The sequence below is a fragment of the Nocardioides sp. BGA-UO-ETr-FS32 genome, assembly GCF_059567905.1.
Genome location: NZ_JCAQOX010000013.1, coordinates 815,834 through 840,989, shown reverse-complemented (window position 1 = coordinate 840,989; position 25,156 = coordinate 815,834). Strand labels below are relative to the sequence as shown.

The following is a 25,156-nucleotide window of genomic DNA, read 5'->3' as shown; positions in this document are numbered from 1 at the left end:
CTGACCGCACCCGGTTGCACTCCACCGAGAGGAACTGCGTTGACCAACAAGTCGACCACCAAGTCCGCCCTGCCCGCCACGCTCGAGTGGGACGACGTCGACAAGCGCGCGGTCGACACGGCCCGGGTCCTCGCGATGGACGCGGTCCAGAAGGTCGGCAACGGGCACCCCGGCACGGCGATGAGCCTCGCCCCGGCGGCCTACCTGCTGTTCCAGAAGGTCATGCGGCACGACCCGGCCGACCCGGAGTGGATCGCACGCGACCGCTTCGTGCTGTCCTGCGGCCACTCCAGCATCACCCTCTACACCCAGCTCTACCTCGGCGGCTTCGGCCTCGAGCTCGACGACCTCAAGGCGCTGCGCACCTGGGGCTCCAAGACGCCCGGCCACCCCGAGCTCGGCCACACCGCCGGCGTCGAGGTGACCACGGGACCGCTGGGCCAGGGCGTCGGCAACGCCGTCGGCATGGCCCTCTCGGGCCGACGCGTCCACGGCATGCTGGACGCGGACGCCGCTCCCGGCGAGGGCCTCTTCGACCACCAGGTCTACGCCCTGGCCTCCGACGGCGACCTGCAGGAGGGCGTCAGCTCCGAGGCGAGCTCGATCGCGGGCACCCAGAAGCTCGGCAACCTCACCGTCATCTACGACCGCAACCGGATCTCGATCGAGGGCGACACCGACATCGCCTTCACCGAGGACGTCGCCGCCCGCTACGAGGCCTACGGCTGGCACGTCCAGACGGTCGACTGGACCAACGGCGGCACCGACTACGTCGAGGACGTCCCGGCCCTCTACTCCGCCATCCGCAAGGCCCACGGCGTGGGCGACAAGCCCTCCCTGATCGTCCTCGACACGGTCATCGCCTGGCCCGCACCCAACGCCCAGGGCACCGAGGCGGCGCACGGCAGCGCCCTCGGGGCCGACGAGGTCGCCGCCACCAAGAAGATCCTCGGCTTCGACCCCGACCAGACCTTCGAGGTCCCGCCGGGCGTGCTCGAGCGCACCCGGGAGCTGCGCGAGCGCGGCTCCGCGTGGGGCGCCGAGTGGGACGAGAAGTACGCCGCCTGGGCCGAGGCGCACCCGGAGTCCGCCGAGCTGCTGCACCGGCTCAAGCGCCGGGAGGTGCCGGTCGGCCTCGCCGAGGCGCTGCCGACCTTCCCCGCCGACGCCAAGGGTGTCGCCACCCGGTCTGCCTCCGGCAAGGTGATCAACGCCCTCGCACCGGTGCTGCCCGAGCTGTGGGGCGGCTCCGCCGACCTCGCCGGCTCCAACAACACGACGATCACCAGCGCCCCGTCCGTGGGTGCGGAGGTCGCCGAGATCGGCGAGTGGAGCACCGACCCCCACGCCGGCCGGGTCCTCCACTTCGGCATCCGGGAGCACGGCATGGGCGCGATCATGAACGGCATCGCGGCCGACCGGCTCACCCGCGTCTTCGGTGGCACGTTCCTCACGTTCTCGGACTACATGCGCGGTTCGGTCCGCGTGGCCGCGCTGAGCAAGCTGCCGGTGACCTACGTGTGGACCCACGACTCCATCGGCCTCGGGGAGGACGGCCCGACGCACCAGCCGATCGAGCACCTGGCGGCCCTGCGTGCCATGCCCGGCCTCGACGTCGTACGCCCGGCGGACGCCAACGAGACCGTCGCCGCCTGGCATGCCGTCCTGAGCCGCACCGACACTCCGGCCGCCCTGGCCCTGACCCGTCAGAACGTGCCGGTCTTCCCGCGTGGCGAGGACGCCGACACCGGACAGCAGTGGGGGTCCACCGAGGGCGTGGCCCGCGGCGCCTACGTGCTGCTCGACGCCGACAAGGGCACGCCCGACGTGATCCTCATCGGCACCGGCTCGGAGGTCCAGCTGGCCGTCGAGGCGCGGGCGCTGCTCGCCGAGGACGGGATCGACGCCCGCGTGGTGTCGATGCCCTGCCTCGAGTGGTTCGAGGAGCAGGACGAGTCCTACCGCGACACCGTCCTGCCGCCGACGGTGAAGTCGCGCGTCTCCGTCGAGGCCGGCGTCAAGCAGGGCTGGCGCGAGATCGTCGGCGACAACGGCCGGATCATCTCGATCGAGCACTACGGCGCGTCGGCCGACCACGCCCGGATCTACACCGAGTTCGGCATCACCGCCCAGGCCGTCGCCGACGCCGCGCGCGACAGCGTCGCCGTCGTCAACGCCTGAGCGATCTCGACCGTCCAGACCCCATCCACGGGAGGAAACGCATGAACGACCGTCTCAAGGCCCTGGCCGACGCCGGGGTGTCCATCTGGCTCGACGACCTGTCCCGCGAGCGCCTCGAGACCGGCAACCTCGCCGACCTCGTGGAGACCAGCAGCGTCGTGGGCGTCACGTCCAACCCGTCGATCTTCCAGGCCGCCCTGGCCGACGGCGAGCGCTACGACGCCCAGGTCCGCGAGCTTGCCGCCGAGGGCGCCGACGTCGACCGCGCCACGCTGGTGATCACCACCGACGACGTGCGGGAGGCCTGCAAGGTCATGCGACCGGTCTTCGACGCCACCGACGGCGTCGACGGCCGCGTCTCGATCGAGGTCTCCCCCGGCCTGGCCCACCACACCGAGCAGACCGTGGCCGAGGCCGCCGAGCTGCACAAGACCGTCGGCGAGCCCAACGTGATGATCAAGATCCCGGGCACCGAGGAGGGCTGGCCCGCGATCACCGAGACCATCGCCGCCGGCATCTCGGTCAACGTCACCCTGATCTTCGGCCTCGAGCAGTACCGCAACGTGATGGAGGCGTACGTCTCCGGCCTCGAGCAGGCGGCCGACAACGGCCACGACCTCGCCGACATCCACTCGGTCGCCTCGTTCTTCGTCTCGCGCGTCGACACCGAGATCGACAAGCGGCTCGAGGCGACGACCGAGGGCCCCGGCACGGACCCGGCCCTGCGGGGCAAGGCGGGCGTCGCCAACGCGCGGCTCGCCTTCCAGATGTACGAGGAGTTCTTCAGCGGTGAGCGCTGGGAGGCGCTCGAGGCCAGGGGCGCGCGCAGGCAGCGTCCGCTGTGGGCCTCGACGGGCGTCAAGAACCCCGACTACGACGACACGATGTACGTCGTGGACCTGGTCGTCGAGAACACGGTCAACACCATGCCCGAGAAGACCCTCGACGCGGTCGCCGACCACGGCCAGGTGCGTGGCGACCGGGTCCGCCCCTACTACGACGACGCGGCCGCCCACATGCAGGCGCTGGCCGAGGCCGGCATCGACTACGACGACGTGATCGCGGTGCTCATCAAGGAGGGTGTCGAGAAGTTCGTCGTCGCGTGGGACGAGCTCCAGACCACCCTGTCGGCCTCCCTCGAGGCCGCGCGGGCATGAGCGCCGGCGAGCCGGTCGACCCGACCACGACCGCGGCCTGGTCCCGGCTCGCCGGGCTCGCCGACGCGTTCGAACCGGACCTGCGCAGCACCTTGACCCCGTCGTGGGTCGAGCAGCACACCCTGCTCGCGGGCGACCTGCACGTCGACCTGTCCAAGAACCTCGTCGACGACGCCGTCGAGGAGGCGCTGCTCGCCCTTGCCGACGAGGTCGACCTCCCCGGCCGCCGGCAGGCGATGTTCGCCGGTGAGCGGATCAACGTCACCGAGGACCGCGCCGTGCTGCACACGGCGCTGCGGCTCCCCGCCGACGCGTCCCTGACGGTCGACGGACAGGACGTGGTGCCCGAGGTGCACGAGGTGCTCGGCCGGGCGTACGCCTTCGCGGAGCGTGTGCGGTCGGGTGAGTGGACCGGCGTCACCGGCCGGCGGATCGAGACGATCGTCAACATCGGCATCGGTGGCTCCGACCTCGGACCCGTCATGGCCTACGAGGCGCTCGAGCCCTACCGGCAGGAGGGCCTGACCTGCCGGTTCATCAGCAACATCGACCCGACCGATGCCGGTCAGAAGCTGTCCGGCCTCGACCCCGAGACGACGCTCTTCATCGTCTCGAGCAAGACCTTCGGCACGCTCGAGACGCTGACCAACGCGCGGCTGTGCCGTGCCTGGCTGCTGGACCGGCTCCCCGAGGGCGCCGACCCCGACGCCGCCGTCGCGCAGCACTTCGTGGCGGTCTCCACTGCCCTGGACAAGGTCGCCGACTTCGGGATCGACCCCGAGAACGCCTTCGGCTTCTGGGACTGGGTCGGCGGCCGCTACTCGATGGACTCCGCGATCGGCCTGTCCCTGATGGTGGCGATCGGCCCGGAGCACTTCGGCGACATGCTCGCCGGCTTCCACGAGATGGACGAGCACTTCCGCACCGCGCCCGCCGCCGCCAACGTGCCGCTCCGGATGGGCCTGCTCAACGTCTGGTACACCAACTTCCTCGGCGCGCACACCCACGCGGTCCTGCCCTACGCGCAGCTGCTGCACCGCTTCCCGGCCTACCTCCAGCAGCTCACGATGGAGTCCAACGGCAAGGGCGTGCGCTGGGACGGCACCCCTGTCGACCACGACACGGGCGAGGTCTTCTGGGGGGAGCCCGGCACCAACGGGCAGCACGCGTTCTACCAGCTGATCCACCAGGGCACGCGGCTGGTCCCGGCCGACTTCATCGCCTTCGCGCGGCCGGCGTACGCCCTCACCGACACTGGGCCCGACGGGCAGGGCATCGACGTGCACGAGCTGTTCCTGGCCAACTTCTTCGCCCAGACCAAGGCCCTGGCGTTCGGCAGGACGGCCGACGAGGTCCGGGCCGAGGGGGTCGCGGAGGAGCTGGTGTCCGCGCGGACCTTCCCCGGCAACCGACCGACGACCTCGATCATGGCGCCCGCCCTCACCCCGGCCGTGCTCGGCCAGCTGGTCGCGCTCTACGAGCACATCACCTTCGTCCAGGGCGCGGTCTGGGGCATCGACAGCTTCGACCAGTGGGGCGTCGAGCTCGGCAAGCAGCTCGCCCAGCAGCTCGGCCCCGCCGTGTCGGGCGATGCCGGCGTGCTGGCGCAGCAGGACCCCTCCACCCAGTCCCTGATCGGCTACTACCAGGAGCACCGAACCGCATGACGCACGTGAACCCGCTGCGCGACCCGCAGGACCGCCGGCTGCCACGCATCGCCGGCCCCTGCGGGATGGTGCTGTTCGGCGTGACCGGCGACCTGTCGCGCAAGAAGGTCATGCCGGCCATCTACGACCTCGCCAACCGCGGCCTGCTGCCGCCCGGGTTCAGCCTGGTGGGCTTCGCCCGCCGCGACTGGGCCGACCAGGACTTCGCCCAGATCGTGCACGACGCGGTGAAGCAGCACGCCCGTACGCCCTTCCGCGAGGAGGTGTGGCGCCAGCTCGCCGAGGGCTTCCGCTTCGTGTCCGGCGACTTCGACGACGACGCAGCCTTCGAGCAGCTGCGCCGCACCGTCGAGGAGCTCGACCAGCTGCGCGGCACCGGCGGCAACATGGCCTTCTACCTCGCGATCCCGCCGTCCTTCTTCGGCACGGTCGTCGGCCAGCTCAAGGAGCACGGGCTCGCCGATCCCGGTCCCGACCAGTGGCGGCGCGTGGTCGTGGAGAAGCCGTTCGGCCACGACCTCGAGTCGGCGCGCGAGCTCAACGAGACCCTTGCCGGGGTCTTCCCGTCGGGCTCGGTCTTCCGCATCGACCACTACCTCGGCAAGGAGACCGTCCAGAACATCCTCGCCATGCGGTTCGCCAACAACATGTTCGAGCCGATCTGGAACGCCAACTACGTCGACCACGTGCAGATCACGATGGCCGAAGACATCGGCATCGGCGGCCGCGCCGGCTACTACGACGGCATCGGCGCGGCGCGCGACGTCATCCAGAACCACCTCCTCCAGCTGATGGCGCTCGTGGCGATGGAGGAGCCCATCGCCTTCGACGCCGAGAGCCTGCGCATCGAGAAGCAGAAGGTCCTCGCCTCCACCACGCTGCCGCCGCGGCTCGACACCACCACCGCCCGTGGCCAGTACGCCGCCGGCTGGGCAGGTGGCGAGAAGGTCAACGGGTTCCTCGACGAGGACGGCATCAAGAAGACCTCCACCACCGAGACCTTCGCCGCGATCACGGTGCACGTCGAGACCCGCCGCTGGGCGGGCGTGCCGTTCTACCTCCGCACCGGCAAGCGGCTCGGTCGCCGTGTCACCGAGGTGGCCGTCGTCTTCAAGCGCGCGCCGCACCTGCCGTTCAGCCAGACTTCCACCGAGGACCTGACCCAGAACGCGCTCGTCATCCGGGTCCAGCCCGACGAGGGCATGACCATGCGGTTCGGGTCGAAGGTGCCCGGCACCGCGATGGAGATCCGCGACGTCAACATGGACTTCGCCTACGGCGGCTCGTTCACCGAGGCCAGCGCCGAGGCGTACGAACGGCTCATCCTCGACGTGCTGCTCGGCGACCCGCCGCTGTTCCCGCGTCACGAGGAGGTCGAGCTGTCCTGGAAGATCCTCGACCCGGTGATCGCCCACTGGGCCAGGAAGGGCAAGCCGGAGGCGTACGACTCCGGCACCTGGGGACCCGCGTCGGCGGACAAGATGCTGGCCCGCGACGGCCGCACGTGGAGGAGACCGTAACGATGATCGAGCTCACCGACACCAACTCGTCGAAGATCGCCGCGGAGTTCGTCCAGGCGCGCACCCGCGCCGGCAGCCCCGCGATGGGGATGGTGATGACGCTGATCATCGTCGCTCCTGAGGACGACGCAGCCGAGGCGATGGCCGCTGCCAAGCGCGCCTCGCGCGAGCACCCCTCCCGCGTGCTCGGCGTGATCCTGGGCGACGCCCGCGGGTCCGCGCAGGTCAACGCCCAGGTCGGCAGCGGCGACGGCTGGGGCGGCGAGACCGCGCTCATCCGGCTCAAGGGCGAGGTGGTCAAGCACGCCGAGTCCGTCGTGCTGCCCCTGCTGCTGCCCGACTCCCCCGTCGCCATCTGGTGGCCGACCGCGGCGCCCGCCGACCCGGCCGCAGACCCGCTTGGGGCCCTCGCCCAGCGTCGCATCACCGACTCCGCCGCCGTCTCGCGCGGGAAGGCCACGGCGATGCTCAACCAGTGCGAGACCTACGCTCCGGGCAACACCGACCTGAGCTGGACCCGGCTCACGCCGTGGCGTGCGCTGCTGGCCGCCGCACTCGACCAGCACCCCCTCAAGGTCACCGGCGCACGCGTCGTCGCCGAGCGGGTGAGCCCGAGCGCCGACCTGCTCGTCGCCTGGCTCACCGACCGTCTCAAGGTCGACGTGACCCGGGGCAGCTCGGACGGACCCGGCATCACGGAGGTCAGCATGGACACCAAGGAAGGCGCGATCCGGATCTCGCGCGCCGACGGCCGACTGGCGACGTTCTCCTCGCCCCACCGGCCGGACCGGCCCGTCGCACTGAAGCGGCGCGAGGTCCCCGCACTGCTCTCCGAGGAGCTGCGCCGCCTCGACGAGGACGACGTGTACGCCCATGTCGCGGCGCGACTCGTCAAGCTCAGGAGCGCGAAGTGAGCGCCCCGGAGGTCCGGCGCCACGACGACGCCGACGTCCTCGTCGGCGACGTCGCCTCGGCGCTGCTCGACCGGATCGAGGCCGCCCAGGCACGCGGCGAGACCCCCGACATCGGGCTCACCGGCGGGTCGATCGCCGAGGAGCTCCACCGCGAGCTCGCCCGGCGGGCCGTGGACTCGTCGGTGGACTGGTCGCGCGTGAGGTTCTGGTGGGGCGACGAGCGGTTCGTCGCGGCCGACTCCCCCGACCGCAACGCCGGCCAGGCGCGCGCGGCGCTGCTCGACCACGTCGCCGTCGATCCGGCCAACGTCCACGAGGTGCCCGCCAGCGACCAGGTAGCGACGGCCGAGGACGCGGCTGCGACCTACAGCGCCGCCATGCGCGAGCACGGCTCCGGCTTCTTCGAGGTGCTCATGCTCGGCATCGGCCCCGACGGCCACTGTGCCTCGCTCTTCCCCGGCCACCCGGCCCTCGAGGCGCGCGACGCGATCGCCGTCGCGGTGCACGACTCCCCGAAGCCGCCACCGGACCGCGTCAGCCTCACCTTCGAGGCGATGGAGCGCTGCCGCGCCGTCTGGTTCATCGCGAGCGGGGAGGGCAAGGCGGAGGCCGTCGCCCGCGCCCTGGCCGAGGACGGCTCCGTCGCCGAGACGCCCGCACGTGGCGTACGCGGTGACGAGACCGTCTGGTGGCTCGACGAGGCCGCCGCCTCCGCCCTCTGAACTACACGTGAGCGGGCACTTCGTGCCCGTCCTGCCCCTCGACCGGTCACTTCGTGCCCGTCACGGGCGTGACAGGTCGATGTACGTCGCGGAGGGCCGGGCGACCGCGGCGGCGAACCCGTTCCGCAACAGGTCGGCGGCGGCCAGGTCGGCGCCGTAGACGTGAGTCTTCCCGAAGACATCCATCACCCAGTCCCGCCGGCTCCGCAGCCAGTCGAGCCGCGTTTCGTCGTGCTTGCTCCGTTCGTCGGGGTGGAACTCCTCGCCGAAGTACTCGGCTCCGTGGCGGACCTCGCGGTGGCCGACGTCGATGCGGAACTTGGGCCGCCCATCATCGCCGGGCACCCAGATCTGGGTCTCCGGCCTCGGCAGGTCGGCGTCGTACCAGTGCAGCCGGAGGGCGCTCTCCGGCGGCGACTCCGCCCCGGGGTCGCCCAGGGGTGCGAGCTCGCGGAGCTGCCGCACGCCGCGATGACCCTTGAACCGCTCGGACTCCGACAGGAGCAGCCCGTGGTCGAGGCCGAGCCGCAGGAAGCCGTCGATCGCCGCGAGGGCGTCGAACCGCCACAGGCGACGACCGAGGTCGCAGGCGGTCCGGAGCGGCGTCGTCACCGTGAGGTGGCCGAGATGCTCGACGTCCCGCGTCCTCAGGTCTCGTACACCGCTCGCAACGTCCGGCCTGCGCAGCCGGCTCGACTGCCGGCTGACGACGTCGAGCGCAGGCATCTCGTGGATCGCGGATCGCGGAAGCGCATCGACGCCATGCAGCCACGCTGCGGTGCGGTCCACCACGACGGCGTGGTCGGGTACGACGAGCTCGAGCGCGGCGACCCTCAACCGCAACGAGTCCGGGACCTGGGTTGCCACGAAGACACCGCGGAGGACGGGGCGGAGCAGCCCGCGCTCGACGAGCCTGCGACGCAGGCTGGCGCCCACGCCGGCTCTCGTCGCCTCCTGGGCCGAGAAGGGACGGTCCACCGGAACCGGGGCATCGGATTCGATCCGCACCACGTCACGGCACCACGCAGGCATGATGTGCATGCCACTACGGTGCCCGGACCGGACGCTCGACGGGGAACGTCATCCACAGGCATCCCCGGACGGGCACGAAGTGCCCGCTCAGCACGCAGGACGGGCACGACGTGCCCGCTCACGTGTAGTGGCTCAGAAGATGATCTCGCCGGCCTTGCGGCGGCTGCGCAGCAGGGCGACGGCCTCGTCGAGGATGTCGGCGGCCTCGGTCTCGCTGCGACGCTCCTTCACGTAGGCGAGGTGCGTCTTGTAGGGCTCGATCTTGGGCGCCGGCGGCGGGTTCTCGCTGTCGAGGCTGGCGGGCAGCCCGCACTTCGGGCAGTCCCACGAGTCCGGCACGGCCGCCTCAATGGCGAACGTGACCACCGAGCGGTGGTCGTGGCTGCAGAAGTAGGTCACCGTCTGCCGCGGCGCGGCGTCACCGCGCTCGGCCTCGCCCATCGGACCGGCTCCGACCCGACTTCCGCGGATCGCGTTCCCAGCACCAGCCATGACGACTCCTTCTCAGAAACGCTCAGGGGGAATTATCAGTTGCCCTGGTAGGCCATGAGAAGGCCCAGGGCGATGATGCAGGCAAACCAGATGACGCCGACGCCGACCGTGAAGCGGTCGAGGTTGCGCTCAGCCACCGACGATCCCCCCAGGCTGCTGGACACGCCGCCGCCGAACATGTCGGACAAGCCGCCACCTCGCCCCTTGTGGAGGAGGACCAGCAGGATCTGAATCGCGCTCGTGATGACGAGCAGGATGGTGAAGAGCAGAATCACGGTCGGAAGCCTACGTCACGTCTCACGGGAACCGGCGGGTGCCCTCACAGCACCGGCATGTCGTAGAACCGGCAGATCCCGCCGAACTCGTCGACCTGCAGGCTGGCGCCGCCGACGAGGCACCCGTCGACGTCGGCCTTCTCCATGATCCCGCCCACGTTGGCGGCCTTCACGGAGCCGCCGTAGAGGATCCGGAGCCCTTCGGCCGCCCCATCGCCGTGCACCTCGCGCACGCGCTCGCGGATGGCGGCACAGACCTCCTGCGCGTCGTCGGGGGTCGCCACCTCGCCGGTGCCGATGGCCCACACGGGTTCGTACGCGACCACGAGGCCCGCGACCTGCTCGGCGGTGAACCCGTCGAGCGAGCCGTCGACCTGCGTGAGCGTGAACGACACGTGCTCCCCCGCCTGGCGCGTGTCGAGGCCCTCCCCGACGCACACGATCGGCGTCATGCCCGCGTGGAGCGCCTGGTGTGCCTTGGCGTTGACCAGCTCGTCGGACTCGTTGTGGTACATCCGGCGCTCGCTGTGGCCGACCACGACATAGGAGCAGCCCAGCTTGGACAGCATCCCGGCCGTGATCTCACCGGTGTAGGCGCCACCGTCGTGGACCGAGATGTCCTGGGCCCCGTAGCGGATCGAGAGGCGGTCACCGTCGACCAGCGTCTGCACCGAGCGGAGGTCGGTGAAGGGCGGCACCACCACGACCTCGACCTTGCCGAAGTCGTGCCGCTTGTCCGCGAGCGTCCAGGCGAGCTTCTGGACCAGCACCACCGCTTCCTGGTGGTTGAGGTTGGCCTTCCAGTTGCCGGCCATCAAAGGTGTGCGCGCCATGGTGTTCAGTCCCTCTCGAGTACGGCGATGCCCGGGAGCTCCTTGCCCTCCAGGAACTCCAGCGACGCGCCACCGCCGGTGGAGATGTGACCGAACGCGGCCTCGTCGAAGCCCAGCTGGCGTACGGCCGCGGCCGAGTCGCCGCCGCCGACGACCGAGAGGCCGTCGACCTTGGTGAGGGCCTCGGCGACGGCACGGGTGCCGCCGGCGAACGCGTCGACCTCGAACACGCCCATCGGGCCGTTCCAGAAGACCGTCCGCGCGTCGGCCAGCTCTGCTGCGAACGCAGCGGCCGACTCCGGTCCGATGTCGAGGCCGAGAGCGTCGGCCGGGATCTCCGACGCCGGTACGACGCGGGGCTCGGGCTCGCGGTCGCCCGACGGGAAGGCCGTGTCGACGACGACGTCGGTCGGGAGGACGATCTCGACCCCGCGGTCCGCCGCCTCGGCGAGGTAGCGGGTGCAGGTGTCGAGCTGGTCGGCCTCGAGCAGGCTCTTGCCCACCTCGTGGCCCTGGGCCTTGAGGAAGGTGAAGACCATGCCGCCGCCGATGAGCAGCTTGTCGGCCTTGTCGATCAGGTTGTCGATGACGCCGAGCTTGTCGGAGACCTTGGAGCCGCCGAGCACGACGACGTAGGGCCGCTCGGGGTGCTCGGTGAGGCGCCGCAGCACGTCGACCTCGGACGCGACCAGACCGCCCATCGCCGACGGCAGTCGCAGCGCGACGTCGTAGACGCTGGCCTGCTTGCGGTGGACCACGCCGAAGCCGTCGGAGACGAAGGCGTCGGCGAGCTGCGCGAGCTGGTCGGCGAACGCGCCACGCACGGCGTCGTCCTTGCTGGTCTCGCCGTCGTTGAAGCGGACGTTCTCCAGGACGACGACGTCGCCGTCCTGGAGGCCGGCCACCGCCTCCGTCGCACGTGCGCCGACCGTGTCGGTGGCGAAGGCGACGGGGCGGCCGAGCAGCTCGGCGAGCCGCTCGGAGACCGGTCGCAGCGAGTACTGCGGGTCGGGCGCGCCCTTCGGGCGGCCCAGGTGGGCGGTGACGACCACCCGGGCCCCCGCGTCGGAGAGCTGCTTGATCGTCGGGACGCTCGCGCGGATCCGGCCGTCGTCGGTGATGGCGGTGCCGTCGAGTGGCACGTTGAGGTCCGAACGGACCAGCACGCGCTTGCCCTTCAGCTCACCCAGCGACTCGATCCCTGCGGTGGAGTCGGTCATCGCGGTCAGAGCGAGGTGCCGACGTGCGTGATCAGGTCGGCGAGGCGGTTGGAGTAGCCCCACTCGTTGTCGTACCAGCCGAGGACCTTCACCTGGTTGCCGATGACCTTGGTCATCGGGGCGTCGAAGATGCAGGACGCCGGGTCGGTGACGATGTCGGTGGAGACGAGCGGGTCGGTCGAGTAGCGCAGGTAGCGGCCGTCGGCGGCAGCCTTGACGATGTCGTTGACCTCGTCGACCGAGGTCTCGCGCGAGGCCTCGAAGGTGAGGTCGGTGGCCGAGCCGGTCGGGACCGGGACGCGCATGGCGTAGCCGTCGAGCTTGCCCTTGAGCTCGGGCAGCACCAGGCCGATGGCCTTCGCGGCACCGGTCGAGGTGGGCACCATGTTGAGCGCGGCGGCGCGGGCGCGACGCGGGTCCTTGTGGATGTTGTCCTGCAGGTTCTGGTCGGCGGTGTAGGCGTGGATGGTGGTCATCAGGCCCTTGTTGATGCCGAGGCCGTCGTGCAGGGCCTTCGCCATGGGCGCCAGGCAGTTGGTGGTGCAGGACGCGTTGGAGATGACCGTGTGCTGGGACGGGTCGTAGAGCTCGTGGTTGACGCCCATCACGATGGTGATGTCCTCGTTGGAGGCAGGCGCGGAGATGATGACCTTCTTGGCGCCGGCGTCGACGTGGGCCCTGGCCTTGGTCGCGTCGGTGAAGAAGCCGGTGGACTCGACGACCACGTCGACTCCGAGGTCGCCCCACTTGAGGGCGCCCGGGTCGCGCTCGGCGGACACGGCGATCTTCTGGTCGCCGACCATGATCGAGGTGTCGTCGCTCGACACGTCGGCGTCGAGGCGCCCGAGGATCGAGTCGAACTTGAGCAGGTGGGCCAGCGACGCGTTGTCGGTGAGGTCGTTGACGCCGACGATCTCGATGTCGGCGCCCGAGGCGCGCACTGCGCGGAAGAAGTTGCGGCCGATGCGGCCGAAGCCGTTGATGCCTACGCGGACGGTCATGGTGATTGTCTCCTTCGGATGGGGCCTTCGGTGACCCCGTGGACGATCTGGCCTTCGGTGACCGCTTCCGACCCTATCGGGTGGCGGACGGCCGAACACCTGCAGTCTCCCGCGGTACGGACCGGTAACCTTGGAACGATCCAATCCTCGGGATGCGGGATCTCGGCCGCGTCCGGCGAGAGGTGTGCTTCGCACCCCAGTTGCGTGCTTATCGGTAGAGATCTCTACCAATGAGCAGGGCGGTCACCGGATATCCGGTGACTCCAGCAAACGCCGTCAGGCGTCCTCGGCGAGCATCTCCGGGGTCAGCGACGCCTCGGTGTCGGGGATGCCGAGCTCCTCGGCCCGCTTGTCGGCCATCGCGAGGAGGCGACGGATCCGGCCGGCGATCGCGTCCTTGGTGAGGACCGGGTCGTGCAGCTGGCCGAGCTCCTCGAGCGAGGCCTGCTTGTGCTCGAGCCGGAGGTGGCCGGCCTGGCGGAGGTGGTCGGGGATCTCCTCGCCGAGGATCTCCAGGGCCCGGTCCACCCGGGCACCGGCGGCGACGGCGGCGCGAGCCGAACGTCGCAGGTTGGCGTCGTCGAAGTTCGCGAGGCGGTTGGCCGTGGCGCGCACCTCGCGCCGCATCCGCCGCTCCTCCCACGCCATCAGGGACTCGTGGGCACCGAGGCGGGTCAGCAGCGCGCCGATCGCGTCGCCGTCACGGATCACGACCCGGTCGACGCCGCGCACCTCGCGGGCCTTCGCGGAGATGCCGAGCCGGCGCGCCACTCCGACGATGGCCAGTGCCGCCTCGGGACCGGGGCAGGTGATCTCCAGCGAGGACGACCGGCCGGGTTCGGTGAGCGAGCCGTGGGCGAGGAACGCACCGCGCCACGCGGCCACGGCGTCGCAGCCGCCGCCGCTGACGACTGCGGGCGGCAGGCCGCGTACGGGACGGCCGCGCTGGTCGAGCAGGCCAGTCTGGCGGGCCAGGGCCTCGCCGTCCTTGGTGACCCGCACGATGTAGCGGCTGCCCTTGCGGATGCCGTTGCCCTGGACCATCACCACGTCGGAGGGGTGGCCGTAGACCTCGGCGATGTCCTTGCGGAGCCGACGGGCGGCGGCACCGGTGTCGAGCTCGGCCTCCACGACGATGCGTCCGCTCACGATGTGCAGCCCGCCGGCGAAGCGGAGCATGGAGGCCACTTCGGCCTTGCGGCAGCAGGTCTTGGTGATCTGGGTGGAGGCGAGCTCTGCCTTCACCTGTGCCGTCATTGCCATGGGGCGCATCCTGCCACGTTGGTCAACAACCGAAATCCCCCTCACCCACCCCTCCGGAGGGGTCGGTCGAGCTGAGTCAGGCCTCGTCGACGATCCGCCGGAAGGCCTCGGCGAGGCGGTCGGGGTCGTGGCGCGGCTCGCCCGGCACGGCGATGTCGGCGACGACGAGGCGGGCGCCCCGGTCGGCGACGTCCTTCTCCAGCCGGGCGTGGTCGTCGGCGAGCGCCGAGGAGTCGACGAGGACGGCGTGGACGGTCAGGTCCGGAGCGTGCTCGAAGAGCGCGGCGAGGTGGTCGGCGGGCCCGAACCCCGTGGTCTCCCCCGCCTGCGCCTCCAGGTTGAGGACGACGACGAGCCGCCCCTGCGTCTCGGCCAGCGCCCGGCGCAGGCCCGGCACCATCAGGTGCGGGATCACCGAGCTGAACCACGAGCCGGGTCCGAGCACCACCCACTCCGCCGCGAGGATCGCGTCGACGGCCTCCCGGCATGCCTGCGGGTCCTCGGGGACCAGCGCGACGGAGTCGATCCGGCCCTCGGTCGTCGCCACCTCGACCTGGCCGCGCACGAGGGTGACCGCGTCCGGCGCGGTCGGGTCGGCGCCACGCACCCGGGCGGTGATGTCCATCGGCGTCGTCGCCATGGGGAGCACGCGTCCGTGCGCCCCCAGCAGCCGGCCCACCCAGTCCAGCGCCCGCACGGGGTCGCCCATCAGCTCCCAGAGCCCGACGATCAGGAGGTTGCCGACGACGTGGCCGTTCATCTCGCCCTGGCCGGCGAAGCGGTGCTGGATGACGTCTGCCCACGTGCGGCCCCACTCGTCGTCGCCGCACAGCGCGGCGAGCGCCATGCGCAGGTCGCCCGGGGGCAGTACGCCGAACTCCCCGCGCAGCCGCCCCGACGACCCGCCGTTGTCGGCGACGGTGACGACGGCGGTCAGGTCGTCGATCGTCAGGTCGTCGTGGAGCCGGCGAAGCGCCGACAGCGTGGCGAACAGGCCGTGCCCGCCACCGAGGGCCACCGCGGCCTGCGCGGTGTCGCGCGCCACGTCATTCCCTGCCGAGGTCGCGGTGGGCGGTGCTGACGTCGTAGCCCGCCTCGCGCAGCAGCCCCGCGATCGCCTCCGTCATCGCGACGCTGCGGTGCTTGCCGCCGGTGCAGCCGACGGCCACCTGCATGAAGCGCTTGCCCTCGGTGAGGTAGCCCTCGGCGACGGTGCGCAGGACCGGGAGGTACTGCTCGAGGAACTGCCCGGCACCGGGCTGGGAGAGCACGTAGGCCGACACGTCGGGGTCACGGCCGTTCTGGGGGCGCAGCTCGGGCACCCAGTGCGGGTTGGGCAGGAACCGCATGTCGGCCACCCAGTCGGCGTCCACGGGGATGCCGTACTTGAACCCGAAGCTGATCACCGTGACCTTGAGCCGCGTCGACGCCGCCGTGCCGAACAGCTCGGCGATGCGGTCCTGGAGCTGGTGGACGTTGAAGTTGGAGGTGTCGAGCAGGACGTCGGCGTCGCCGCGGAGGTCGGCCATCACCCCGCGCTCGCGCTGCAGGCCGTGCAGCAGCCGCCCGCCACCCTGCAGCGGGTGCGGTCGCCGGGCGGCCTCCTGACGGCGTACGAGCACCTCGTCGGTGGCCTCGAGGAACAGCAGCGTGGTCGGCCGGCCGGTGACCTGCTGGTGACGGTTGGCCTGGAGGGAGTCGAAGAACGAGCCCGAGCGGACGTCGACGACCACGGCGATCGGCTGGTGGATCCCGCGGCTGTCGTCGACGAGGCGCACCACGTCACGCACCAGCGTCGGCGGGAGGTTGTCGACCACGAAGTAGCCGAGGTCCTCGAGCTCCTTGGCGGCCGTGCTGCGACCGGCACCGGTCATGCCGGTGACGATCACCAGCTCGCCGGGGGTCGGCTCGTTCGTCAGGGACATGCCCTAGTCCTCCATGATCTCGCCGGTGGCGGTGTTGACCGTCGGCGCCGTGGCTGCAGTCTTGCGGGTCGCGTCGGACTTTGCGACCGCGTCCTTGATGGCCGTGGCGGTGCGTGGACCGATGCCGGGGACGAGCGCGATCTCGTCGACCTCGGCCTCCCGCAGCTTCTTGAGCGACCCGAAGTGCTTGAGGAGCGTCTTGCGGCGCACCTCGCCGAGCCCGGGGACGTCGTCGAGCGTGCTCTCGACCATCGACTTGGACCGGCGGTTGCGGTGGTGGGTGATGGCGAACCGGTGCGCCTCGTCGCGGATGCGCTGGAGCAGGTAGAGGCCCTCGCTGGTGCGGGCCATGATCACCGGGTCCTCCTCCCCCGGCAGCCACACCTCCTCGAGCCGCTTGGCCAGCCCGCAGACCGGGACGTCGTCGATGCCGAGCTCGGCGAGCGCCTGCTGCGCCGCCGCCACCTGCGGCGGTCCTCCGTCGACGACGACGAGCGAGGGGGCGTACGCGAACTTGCGGGGGCGGCCTGTCTCGGGATCGACGAGCATCGGACCGGAGTCGGTCGAGACCGTCTCGCTGCGCGCCTGCTCGTCGAGCAACCGCTTGAACCGCCGGGTGATCACCTCGTGCATCGAGGCGACGTCGTTCTGGCCGTCGACGCCGCGGATCACGAAGCGGCGGTACTCGGACTTGCGGGGCAGGCCGTCCTCGAAGACGACCATGGACGCGACCACCTCGGTGCCCTGGAGGTTGGACACGTCGTAGCACTCGATGCGCAGCGGCACCTCGTCGAGACCCAGCGACTGCTGGATCTCCTCCAGCGCACGGTTGCGGGTGGTGAGGTCGCTGGCGCGCTTGGTCTTGTGGAGCGCGAGGGCCTGTGCGGCGTTGGAGGCGACGGTCGCCTGGAGGTCGCGCTTGTCGCCGCGCTGCGGGACCCGGATCGCGACCTTGCTGCCCCGCCGCTCGGCGAGCAGGTCCTCCATCACGGTGTGGTCGGGCGGCAGCGCCGGCACGAGCACCTCCCGCGGGATGGTGTCGCCGGCGTCGGGGTCGGCGCCGCCGTAGAGCTGGAGCAGGAACTCCTGGACCAGGCCTGCGGTGTCGCTGTCGTCCGAGCGGTCGGCCACCCAGCCGCGCTGGCCGCGGATGCGCCCGCCGCGCACGTAGAAGATCTGCACGGCCACCTCGAGGGGGTCCTCGGCCAGGGCGATCACGTCGGCATCGGTGCCGTCACCGAGCACGACCGCCTGCTTCTCGAGGGCCTTGGTGAGGGCGCCGAGGTCGTCGCGCAACCGCGCGGCCCTCTCGAAGTCGAGCTCCTCGGAGGCGGCGTACATCTCGCGCTCGACGCGCTTGACGAAGGCGGTGGTGTTGCCGCCCATGAAGTCGCAGAAGTCGTCGACGATCTCGCGGTGCTGCTCGGGGGTCACGTTGCCGACGCACGGGGCGGAGCACTTGTCGATGTAGCCGAGGAGGCACGGGCGGCCGATCTGCGCCGAGCGCTTGAAGACGCCGTTGCTGCAGGAGCGCATCGGGAACACCCGCAGCAGCAGGTCGACGGTCTCCCGGATCGCCCACGCGTGGCTGTAGGGGCCGAAGTAGCGGGTGCCCTTGCGCTTGGCACCGCGCCCGACCATCACCCGCGGGAACTCGTCACCGACCGTGACGGCGAGCCAGGGATAGGACTTGTCGTCGCGGTACTTGACGTTGAAGCGTGGGTCGAACTCCTTGATCCAGCTGTACTCGAGCTGGAGCGCCTCGACCTCGGTGTCGACGACCGTCCACTCGACGCTCGCCCCGGTCGTGACCATCGTGGCCGTGCGCGGGTGCAGGTTGCCGATGTCCTGGAAGTAGGAGGACAGCCGGGGCCGGAGGCTCTTGGCCTTGCCGACGTAGATGACACGGCCCTTGGCGTCGCGGAAGCGGTAGACCCCCGGCTTGGTCGGGATCGACCCCGGCGCGGGTCGGTAGGAGCTCGGGCTGGCCACCCGCCAACCCTACGGGCGGCCACCCACAGCGCTTCAGCCGACTCGGAGGGCGCTCACGCGAGGGTGATCGAGTCCCCGTCGACGGTGATGTCCACCTCGGACAGTGGGGCGGGAGCCGGTCCGCCGACGTTCTCACCGGTCGTCATGTCGAACAGGCTCTGGTGGCAGGAGCAGTGGATCTTCCCGTCCTGGATGTCGGTCACGGGGCACTTCTGGTGGGTGCAGGTCCGGCTGAAGGCGTGGAACTCCCCCTCCTCCGGCTGGGTGATGACGATGCTGGGGTCGTCGATGAAGACCGCGCCGCCCACCTCGATGTCAGCGGTGCTGGCGACCACGGCGCCCGCGCTCCCGCCGGACGCGCTCCCGGAGTCCGAGGGGCTCGGCGTCCCGGTGTCCTGGCCCGACGCGCCGGTCGTGCCGGCCTCGTCCTCCCCGCAGGCGGCCAGGATCGGCAGTCCGGCCGCAACAGCCGCGACGCCGGTCAGGGTGCGGCGGCGGTTGATCCCCGGAATCGGCCCAGACGTCATGACGGCTTCCCTTCGCCCAGAAGTGGTTGACAAGGACACTACCGGGCGAGCACCAGCAGGGCCGTCAGGACGTCTTCCGCGCGGCAGCCCTCTTCGCCGCCGGGGCCTTCCTGGCCGCTGCCTTCTTGGCCGCAGCCTTCTTGGCCGGTGCCTTCTTGGCGGTCGTGCGGGTCGCCTTGCGGGCCGGGGCGGAGGTCGCAGCCACCGCCTTCTGGCGCCGCGGCGCTCCGGGCTGCTGCGCACCGCGACCCTCGAGGATCGGCGCGAGGAACGAGCCGGTGTGGCTCTCCGCGACGGCCGCCACCTCCTCGGGCGTCCCCTCGGCGACGACCATGCCGCCACGCGAGCCGCCCTCCGGCCCCATGTCGATGAGCCAGTCGGCGGTCTTGATGACGTCGAGGTTGTGCTCGATCACCAGGACGGTGTTTCCCTTGTCGACCAGGCCGGACAGGACGTGCAGGAGCTTGCGGATGTCCTCGAAGTGCAGGCCGGTGGTCGGCTCGTCGAGGACGTAGACGGTGCGTCCCGTGGACCGCTTCTGCAGCTCGCTGGCGAGCTTGACGCGCTGCGCCTCGCCACCGGAGAGCGTGGTGGCCGGCTGACCGAGCCGGACGTAGCCGAGACCGACCTCCTGCAGCGTGTTCATGTGGCGCGCGATCGCCGGCACCGCGGCGAAGAAGTCGGCGGCCTCCTCGATCGGCATGTCGAGGACCTCGGCGATCGTCTTGCCCTTGTAGTGGACCTCGAGCGTCTCGCGGTTGTAGCGGGCTCCGTGGCACACCTCGCACGGGACGTAGACGTCCGGCAGGAAGTTCATCTCGATCTTGATCGTGCCGTCACCGGAGCAGGCCTCGCAGCGACCGCCCTTGACATTGAACGAGAACCGGCCCTGGAGGTAGCCGCGCATCTTGGCCTCCGGGGTGGAGGCGAAGAGCTTGCGGACGTGGTCGAAGACGCCGGTGTAGGTCGCCGGGTTGGAGCGCGGGGTGCGCCCGATCGGCGACTGGTCGACGTGGATCACCTTGTCGACGTGCTCGAGACCGGTGATCTTGGTGTGCCGACCGGGCACGGTGCGGGCGTTGTAGATCTGCTTGGCCAGCGAGGTGTAGAGGATGTCGTTGACCAGCGTCGACTTGCCCGACCCGGACACGCCCGTGACCGCGGTGAAGACGCCGAGCGGGAAGCTGACGTCGACGTCCTGGAGGTTGTGCTCGCGGGCGCCGTGGACCGTGAGCTCGCGACCGACGGTGCGCGGGCGGCGTACGGCGGGGACGGGTATCTCGCGGCGGCCGCTGAGGTACTGGCCGGTCATCGAGTCGGGGTGCGTGAGCAGGTCCTCGACCGAGCCCGAGTGGACGACCTGGCCGCCGTGCTCACCGGCGCCGGGGCCGATGTCGACGACCCAGTCGGCGACCCGGACGGTGTCCTCGTCGTGCTCGACCACGATCAGGGTGTTGCCGAGGTCCTTGAGCCGCAGGAGCGTCTCGATGAGGCGCTTGTTGTCGCGCTGGTGCAGGCCGATGGACGGCTCGTCGAGGACGTAGAGGACGCCGACGAGACCTGCGCCGATCTGGGTGGCCAGCCGGATCCGCTGCGCCTCGCCGCCGGACAGGGAGCCGCTCGGGCGGTCGAGGGAGAGGTAGTCGAGGCCGACGTCGAGCAGGAACTGCAGGCGCTCCTGGATCTCCTTGAGCACCCGCTCGCCGATCTGGCGCTCACGCACCGACAGGTCGACCGTGCGGAGGTAGTGGGCGGCCTCGTTGATCGGCAGCGCGCAGACCTCGGCGATGTTCTTGCCGCCCTGGTCGCGGGCACCGAGGGTGACCGACACCGAGACCGGCTTGAGGCGGGAGCCGTGGCAGGCCGGGCACGGCACCTCGCGCATGAAGCCCTCGAACCGCTCGCGGCTCGTGTCGGACTCGGCCTCGCGGTGCCGTCGCTCGACATAGGGGCGGACGCCCTCGAACGCCGCATAGTAGGCGCGCTGGCGGCCGTAGCGGTTCTTGGTGACCACGTGGACCTTGGTCTTGTGGCCCTCGAGGAGGGACGTACGCGCCTTGGGGGTCAGCTGGTCCCACGGGGTGTTGAGGTCGAAGCCGAGCTCCTCGCCGAGCGCGTTGACCAACCGGAGGAAGTAGTCGGCGACGTGGGCGCCGCTCCACGGCGCGATCGCGCCCTCGCCGAGGGTCGCGCCGGGGTCGGGCACGACCAGCTCGGGGTCGACCTCCATCCGGGTGCCGAGGCCCGAGCAGACCGTGCACGCGCCGAAGGGCGAGTTGAAGGAGAAGGAGCGCGGCTCGAGGTCGTCGGTGTCGATGGTGTGGTCGTTGGGGCACGCCATCTTCTCCGAGAACTTCATCTCGCGCCCGGGGTCCTTGGCGTCGAGGTCGACGAAGTCGAACACCACGAGACCGCCGGCGAGACCGAGCGCGGTCTCGACGGAGTCGGTGAGCCGGCGCTTGGACGACTCCTTGACGGCGAGCCGGTCGACCACCACCTCGATGGTGTGCTTGAGCTTCTTGTCGAGCGTCGGCGGGTCGTCGAGGGTGTGCGTCTGGCCGTCGACGCGCGCCCGGCTGAACCCCTGCTGCTGCAGCTGGCGGAACAGCTCGACGTACTCGCCCTTGCGGCCGCGGATCACCGGGGCGAGGACCTGGAAGCGGCGGCCCTCCTCGAGCGCGAGGATGCGGTCGACGATCTGCTGCGGCGTCTGCCGCTCGATCGGTGCGCCGCAGGTCGGGCAGTGGGCGCGGCCGGCGCGGGCGTAGAGGAGGCGGAGGTAGTCGTAGACCTCGGTAATCGTGCCGACGGTCGAGCGAGGGTTCTTGGACGTGGACTTCTGGTCGATCGACACGGCGGGCGAGAGGCCCTCGATGAAGTCGACGTCGGGCTTGTCCATCTGCCCGAGGAACTGGCGCGCGTAGGCCGAGAGCGACTCGACGTAGCGGCGCTGGCCCTCGGCGAAGATCGTGTCGAAGGCCAGGCTGGACTTGCCGGACCCCGACAGGCCCGTGAAGACGATGAGCGAGTCACGCGGGAGGTCGAGGGAGACGTCCTTGAGGTTGTGCTCCCGGGCGCCCCGGATGATGAGCTGGTCGGCCACAGTGGTCCTCGGTGAGATGGCATCGGCGGAGTCGAACACATGTTCGCCTCGATCGTGCGCCGCGGTCAAGACGACGCACCGCTCCACACTATGACCCACCACCGACAACGGGCCCATCCGTCACCCTCGGGGGTGGAGGTCGAGGAGTGGCACGATGGGTGCCGTGAGCGATGCAGCGGGCCGCGCGCCCGACCTTCTCCCAGCCGCCGACCAGGCGCTCGTACGCACCGTGGACGGGCTCGACGACGCGGCGTGGGCCGAGCCGTCCCTGCTCCCCGGCTGGACCCGGGCACACGTCGTGGCGCACCTCACGCTCAACGCCGAGGGGCTGGCGGGGGTGCTGCACGGCGCCCACCTCGGCCGACCGCAACCGATGTACGCCTCGGCGGAGGCCCGCGACGTCGACATCGACGAGCTCGCCGGGGCGGCCCCCGCGGAGCTCCGCGAGCGGTTCCTGGCCTCGACCGCCACCTTCGCCCAGGCGCTGGAGGCGATGCACGCCGACGACTGGGCCGGCCGGTTCGAGCGGACCCCTGGCGGACCGGACTTCGCGCTGGCCAACGTCGCGCTGATGCGGGTGCGCGAGGTCGAGGTCCACCACGCCGACCTGGACGCCGGCTACACGGCCGCAGACTGGCCCGAGGGCTTCCGCATCCTCCTGCTGGACTCGATGACCAAGCGGCCCTACCCCGCGCCGTTCGTCGTACGCCCCACCGACCTCGACGGCACGTGGGCGTACGGCGAGGGTGGCGCCCAGGCGGTCGACACCGTCCCGGTGGTGACCGGGCCGTCCGCGGCCGCCGGCTGGTGGCTGACCGGCCGCGGCTCCGGCGAGGGTCTCACGTCCGACACGACCGACCTCCCGGAGGTGGAGAAATGGTGACCGACACCTACACCGGGGACGTCTCCCCCGGCGGCGACCCCGACGTACGCCGACTGGGCTGCCTGACGCTGACCAAGGTCGCCGTCGACCCGGAGATGTCCAACAACTGCTACGTGCTGCACTGCAGCGACACCGACGAGGTGGTCCTGGTCGACGCCGCCGCCGAGCCCGAGCGCCTGCTCGAGCTCATCGGCGACCGGACGCTGACCTCGATCGTCACCACGCACCAGCACTGGGACCACCACCGCGGGCTGGCGGCGGTGACGACCGCGCACCCGGACGCGGTCGTCGTGGCGGGCGCACCCGACGCCGACGCCATCGAGGAGCAGACCGGCGTGACGGTCGGCCGGCGCGTGGGCGAGGGCGACACCGTGCCGGTGGGGACGTGCGAGCTCGCGGTCATCCCGGTCGCCGGCCACACCCCGGGGTCGATCTGCCTGGTCCTCGACGACGAGAAGGTCTCGTCCACCCCGCACCTGTTCACCGGCGACTGCCTCTTCCCGGGAGGCGTCGGGGCGACCTTCGGCGATGCCGACAAGTTCTCGCAGCTGATCGGCGAGGTGGAGCAGAAGCTCTTCGGCCGGCTTCCGGGCGAGACCTGGTTCTACCCGGGCCACGGCAACGACGGCGTCCTCGGCGACGAGCGCCCTCACCTGGCGGAGTGGCGCGAGCGCGGCTGGTAGTCCGTGGCAGGCTGGGTGCATGAGCACGCGAGAGCTGACCCTGGCCGACTTCGAGCAGACCGTGAGCAGCGAGGGCATCGTCCTCGTCGACTTCTGGGCCGCCTGGTGCGGCCCATGCCGCCAGTTCGCCCCGGTATTCGAGAAGGCGTCGGAGGACAACCCCGACATCGTGTTCGGCAAGGTCGACACCGAGGCCGAGCAGCAGCTGGCCCAGATGGCGGCGATCAGCTCGATCCCGACGCTGATGCTCTTCCGCGACGGTGTCCTGCTCTTCAACCAAGCCGGCGCACTGCCTGCACAGGCCCTGGCCGGGGTGATCCAGCAGGCACGGGAGCTCGACATGGACGCCGTCCGCCAGGAGGTGCAGGCCGCGCAGGAGGCCGCCGCCAACGGCCCCCAGGACGAGGTGGAGCTCGACGACTTCGCCGCCGCGCACAGCCAGGGGGCGTACGTCGTGGACGTGCGCGAGGCCGAGGAGGTGGCCGACGGGCGCGTGCCCGGCGCCGTGCACATCCCCATGAACGACGTCCCCGGCCGCGTCGCCGAGCTGCCGAAGGACAAGCCGTTCTTCGTGATCTGCCAGGCCGGCGGCCGCAGCCGTCAGGTGGTCGACCACCTGCGCGCACAGGGGCTGCACGCCATCAACGTCGCCGGCGGGACCGGCGGCTGGGCGCAGCGCGGGTGGCCGCTCGAGTCCTGACCCGGACCCGGCTCGTCACAGCATCCGGCGCAGGATCGCCGGTCGCAGGTTGGTGGACAGGTGCGCCGCGAGGGCCACGAAGAACGCCACGTGCGCGCCGACGTGCAGCGGCACCCAGGCGTCGTCGCCGGTGCCGACGAGCACGAGCCCGGTGAGCGGCACGACCACCAGCAGCGTCATCAGCGCACGCTCGGTCCACGTCGCGAGCCGTCGCCGCCTCGCCGACAGGTGCTCCGACCACGGCGGCAGGCCCGCGACGCGGCGCCACAGCGGCCGTACGACTCCCAGCGCCAGCACCGCCAGCCCCAGGAGCAGGTGCACCTCGGCCAGGTCGAAGCCGCCCCCGAGCAGGTCGTAGCCGTCGGCGCGCGCCTCGCAGGCGTCCTCGAGGCGGTCGAGGCGCTCCTCCTCGGCGTCGCTGGTGTCGCCGCCGCTGCGGTCCTCCCCCGCCGGGTCGCAGCCGTCGTCGAGGTCGAGGTTGTAGCCGACCGCGAGCTGGGCGGCCACCGCCAGCACGGTCAGCCAGTGCAGCACCTTCTGCGAGGTGCGGTAGCCCACGCGGGGCTGGGGTGCGGCCACCCGGTGAATGCTAGGCGCAGTTCCGGACGCCGCTGAGGTCGTAGGTGCCGCCGAGGCCCGTCGTGGTCACGCCGGTCCTCTGGTTGGTCGCGGAGTAGCGCAGCGTCAGGTTGAACTGGCTCGGGCTCGACGCGGTGCAGAAGACGAAGTTGATGAGGTTCGCGGTCGCCGTCACCTCGAAGGACTGCGGGTTGGTCTGCGGCAGGAAGTTGACCCCGTCGACGGTGAGCTCCGTGAACTGGATCGTCCAGGTGTCGCTCGGCTGGACCGTGAGGTTGAGCGAGAACTTGTAGCCCTGGCAGTTGGGGCCGTTGGGCCCGCCCGGCTGCTTGCAGACCGTGAAGGCGCCGGGGCCCGGCACGACGGGCGTGTCGGTCGACGCGGCGAAGGCCGGGGCCGTCGAGGCGACGGCGACGACGGGAATGGTCCACGCGGCTCCGCGCACGATCGTCCTGCGGTTGTACTGCGACATGCTGGAACCCCCACG

At 71.1% G+C, this 25,156-nt stretch carries 23 protein-coding genes; 9 read left to right on the top strand and 14 right to left on the bottom strand.

Annotation, left to right across the window (positions count from 1 at the left end):
* Positions 1-39: 39 nt before the first annotated feature.
* The 6 genes from tkt to pgl are packed head-to-tail and all read left to right on the top strand — an operon-like array spanning position 40 to position 8,161.
* On the top strand, positions 40-2,181 hold the full coding sequence (gene tkt / locus AC57BS_RS09245; RefSeq protein ID WP_496411131.1) for a transketolase: 2,142 nt from the start codon (positions 40-42) through the stop codon (positions 2,179-2,181).
* Positions 2,182-2,222: 41 nt separating this feature from the next.
* Entirely contained in the window at positions 2,223-3,338 is a 1,116-nt protein-coding gene (tal, locus tag AC57BS_RS09240) for a transaldolase (protein WP_496411130.1), read from the top strand.
* Entirely contained in the window at positions 3,335-5,005 is a 1,671-nt protein-coding gene (gene pgi, locus AC57BS_RS09235) for a glucose-6-phosphate isomerase (RefSeq protein ID WP_496411129.1), read from the top strand. Before tal ends, pgi begins: the two co-directional genes overlap by 4 nt.
* The gene (gene zwf, locus AC57BS_RS09230; protein WP_496411128.1) at positions 5,002-6,525 is read left to right on the top strand and encodes a glucose-6-phosphate dehydrogenase; all 1,524 of its coding nucleotides are present in this window, start codon (positions 5,002-5,004) and stop codon (positions 6,523-6,525) included. Before pgi ends, zwf begins: the two co-directional genes overlap by 4 nt.
* Before the next feature lie 2 nt (positions 6,526-6,527).
* Entirely contained in the window at positions 6,528-7,439 is a 912-nt protein-coding gene (locus AC57BS_RS09225) for a glucose-6-phosphate dehydrogenase assembly protein OpcA (protein ID WP_496411127.1), read from the top strand.
* Complete coding sequence (pgl, locus tag AC57BS_RS09220) at positions 7,436-8,161, top strand: 6-phosphogluconolactonase (protein WP_496411126.1); 726 nt, start codon at positions 7,436-7,438, stop codon at positions 8,159-8,161. The genes AC57BS_RS09225 and pgl overlap by 4 nt, the downstream gene beginning before the upstream one ends.
* Before the next feature lie 60 nt (positions 8,162-8,221).
* On the opposite strand, the gene AC57BS_RS09215 is transcribed toward pgl, so the two are convergent.
* The 12 genes from AC57BS_RS09215 to uvrA form a co-directional block, all read right to left on the bottom strand.
* Positions 8,222-9,202, bottom strand: coding sequence for a type IV toxin-antitoxin system AbiEi family antitoxin (locus AC57BS_RS09215; RefSeq protein WP_496411125.1), 981 nt, complete (start codon positions 9,200-9,202; stop codon positions 8,222-8,224).
* 123 nt (positions 9,203-9,325) lie between these two features.
* Positions 9,326-9,685: an RNA polymerase-binding protein RbpA gene (locus AC57BS_RS09210; RefSeq protein ID WP_129454445.1), complete on the bottom strand. Its 360-nt coding sequence runs from the start codon at positions 9,683-9,685 to the stop codon at positions 9,326-9,328.
* Between the two features lie 35 nt (positions 9,686-9,720).
* A complete protein-coding gene (gene secG, locus AC57BS_RS09205) occupies positions 9,721-9,960 on the bottom strand; it encodes a preprotein translocase subunit SecG (protein WP_129454447.1) in 240 nt (79 codons plus the stop codon).
* Positions 9,961-10,004: 44 nt separating this feature from the next.
* Positions 10,005-10,793 (bottom strand): triose-phosphate isomerase, encoded by a 789-nt coding sequence (gene tpiA, locus AC57BS_RS09200; protein WP_496411124.1) that lies wholly within the window; start codon positions 10,791-10,793, stop codon positions 10,005-10,007.
* Between the two features lie 5 nt (positions 10,794-10,798).
* Positions 10,799-12,013, bottom strand: a complete 1,215-nt coding sequence (locus AC57BS_RS09195) for a phosphoglycerate kinase (RefSeq protein ID WP_496411123.1) — start codon at positions 12,011-12,013, stop codon at positions 10,799-10,801.
* Positions 12,014-12,018: 5 nt separating this feature from the next.
* On the bottom strand, positions 12,019-13,014 hold the full coding sequence (gene gap / locus AC57BS_RS09190) for a type I glyceraldehyde-3-phosphate dehydrogenase (protein WP_496411122.1): 996 nt from the start codon (positions 13,012-13,014) through the stop codon (positions 12,019-12,021).
* A gap of 276 nt (positions 13,015-13,290) precedes the next feature.
* Positions 13,291-14,277 (bottom strand): DNA-binding protein WhiA, encoded by a 987-nt coding sequence (whiA, locus tag AC57BS_RS09185; protein WP_129454454.1) that lies wholly within the window; start codon positions 14,275-14,277, stop codon positions 13,291-13,293.
* Positions 14,278-14,353: 76 nt separating this feature from the next.
* A complete protein-coding gene (locus AC57BS_RS09180; RefSeq protein WP_496411121.1) occupies positions 14,354-15,322 on the bottom strand; it encodes a gluconeogenesis factor YvcK family protein in 969 nt (322 codons plus the stop codon).
* Between the two features lies 1 nt (position 15,323).
* The gene (gene rapZ / locus AC57BS_RS09175) at positions 15,324-16,202 is read right to left on the bottom strand and encodes an RNase adapter RapZ (protein WP_129454458.1); all 879 of its coding nucleotides are present in this window, start codon (positions 16,200-16,202) and stop codon (positions 15,324-15,326) included.
* A 3-nt stretch (positions 16,203-16,205) separates the two neighbouring features.
* Complete coding sequence (gene uvrC / locus AC57BS_RS09170) at positions 16,206-18,194, bottom strand: excinuclease ABC subunit UvrC (RefSeq protein WP_496411120.1); 1,989 nt, start codon at positions 18,192-18,194, stop codon at positions 16,206-16,208.
* A 53-nt stretch (positions 18,195-18,247) separates the two neighbouring features.
* Positions 18,248-18,721 carry a Rieske (2Fe-2S) protein gene (locus AC57BS_RS09165; protein WP_496411119.1) on the bottom strand — a complete coding sequence of 158 codons (474 nt, stop codon included), beginning with the start codon at positions 18,719-18,721 and terminating at the stop codon, positions 18,248-18,250.
* Between the two features lie 64 nt (positions 18,722-18,785).
* Positions 18,786-21,824 carry an excinuclease ABC subunit UvrA gene (gene uvrA, locus AC57BS_RS09160; RefSeq protein WP_496411118.1) on the bottom strand — a complete coding sequence of 1,013 codons (3,039 nt, stop codon included), beginning with the start codon at positions 21,822-21,824 and terminating at the stop codon, positions 18,786-18,788.
* A 163-nt stretch (positions 21,825-21,987) separates the two neighbouring features.
* Between uvrA and AC57BS_RS09155 the strand changes: the two genes are divergently transcribed.
* The 3 genes from AC57BS_RS09155 to trxA are packed head-to-tail and all read left to right on the top strand — an operon-like array spanning position 21,988 to position 24,090.
* The gene (locus AC57BS_RS09155; RefSeq protein ID WP_496411117.1) at positions 21,988-22,707 is read left to right on the top strand and encodes a maleylpyruvate isomerase family mycothiol-dependent enzyme; all 720 of its coding nucleotides are present in this window, start codon (positions 21,988-21,990) and stop codon (positions 22,705-22,707) included.
* The gene (locus AC57BS_RS09150; RefSeq protein ID WP_496411116.1) at positions 22,701-23,390 is read left to right on the top strand and encodes an MBL fold metallo-hydrolase; all 690 of its coding nucleotides are present in this window, start codon (positions 22,701-22,703) and stop codon (positions 23,388-23,390) included. Before AC57BS_RS09155 ends, AC57BS_RS09150 begins: the two co-directional genes overlap by 7 nt.
* Positions 23,391-23,409: 19 nt before the next feature.
* Positions 23,410-24,090, top strand: a complete 681-nt coding sequence (gene trxA / locus AC57BS_RS09145) for a thioredoxin (protein ID WP_496411115.1) — start codon at positions 23,410-23,412, stop codon at positions 24,088-24,090.
* A gap of 15 nt (positions 24,091-24,105) precedes the next feature.
* Here the strand turns inward: trxA and AC57BS_RS09140 are convergent, their stop codons facing one another.
* Together AC57BS_RS09140 and AC57BS_RS09135 are read right to left on the bottom strand one after the other, a co-directional pair.
* Positions 24,106-24,669: a cytochrome b/b6 domain-containing protein gene (locus tag AC57BS_RS09140; protein ID WP_496411114.1), complete on the bottom strand. Its 564-nt coding sequence runs from the start codon at positions 24,667-24,669 to the stop codon at positions 24,106-24,108.
* A gap of 10 nt (positions 24,670-24,679) precedes the next feature.
* Positions 24,680-25,141 carry a hypothetical protein gene (locus AC57BS_RS09135; RefSeq protein WP_496411113.1) on the bottom strand — a complete coding sequence of 154 codons (462 nt, stop codon included), beginning with the start codon at positions 25,139-25,141 and terminating at the stop codon, positions 24,680-24,682.
* Between the last annotated feature and the right edge of the window lie 15 nt (positions 25,142-25,156).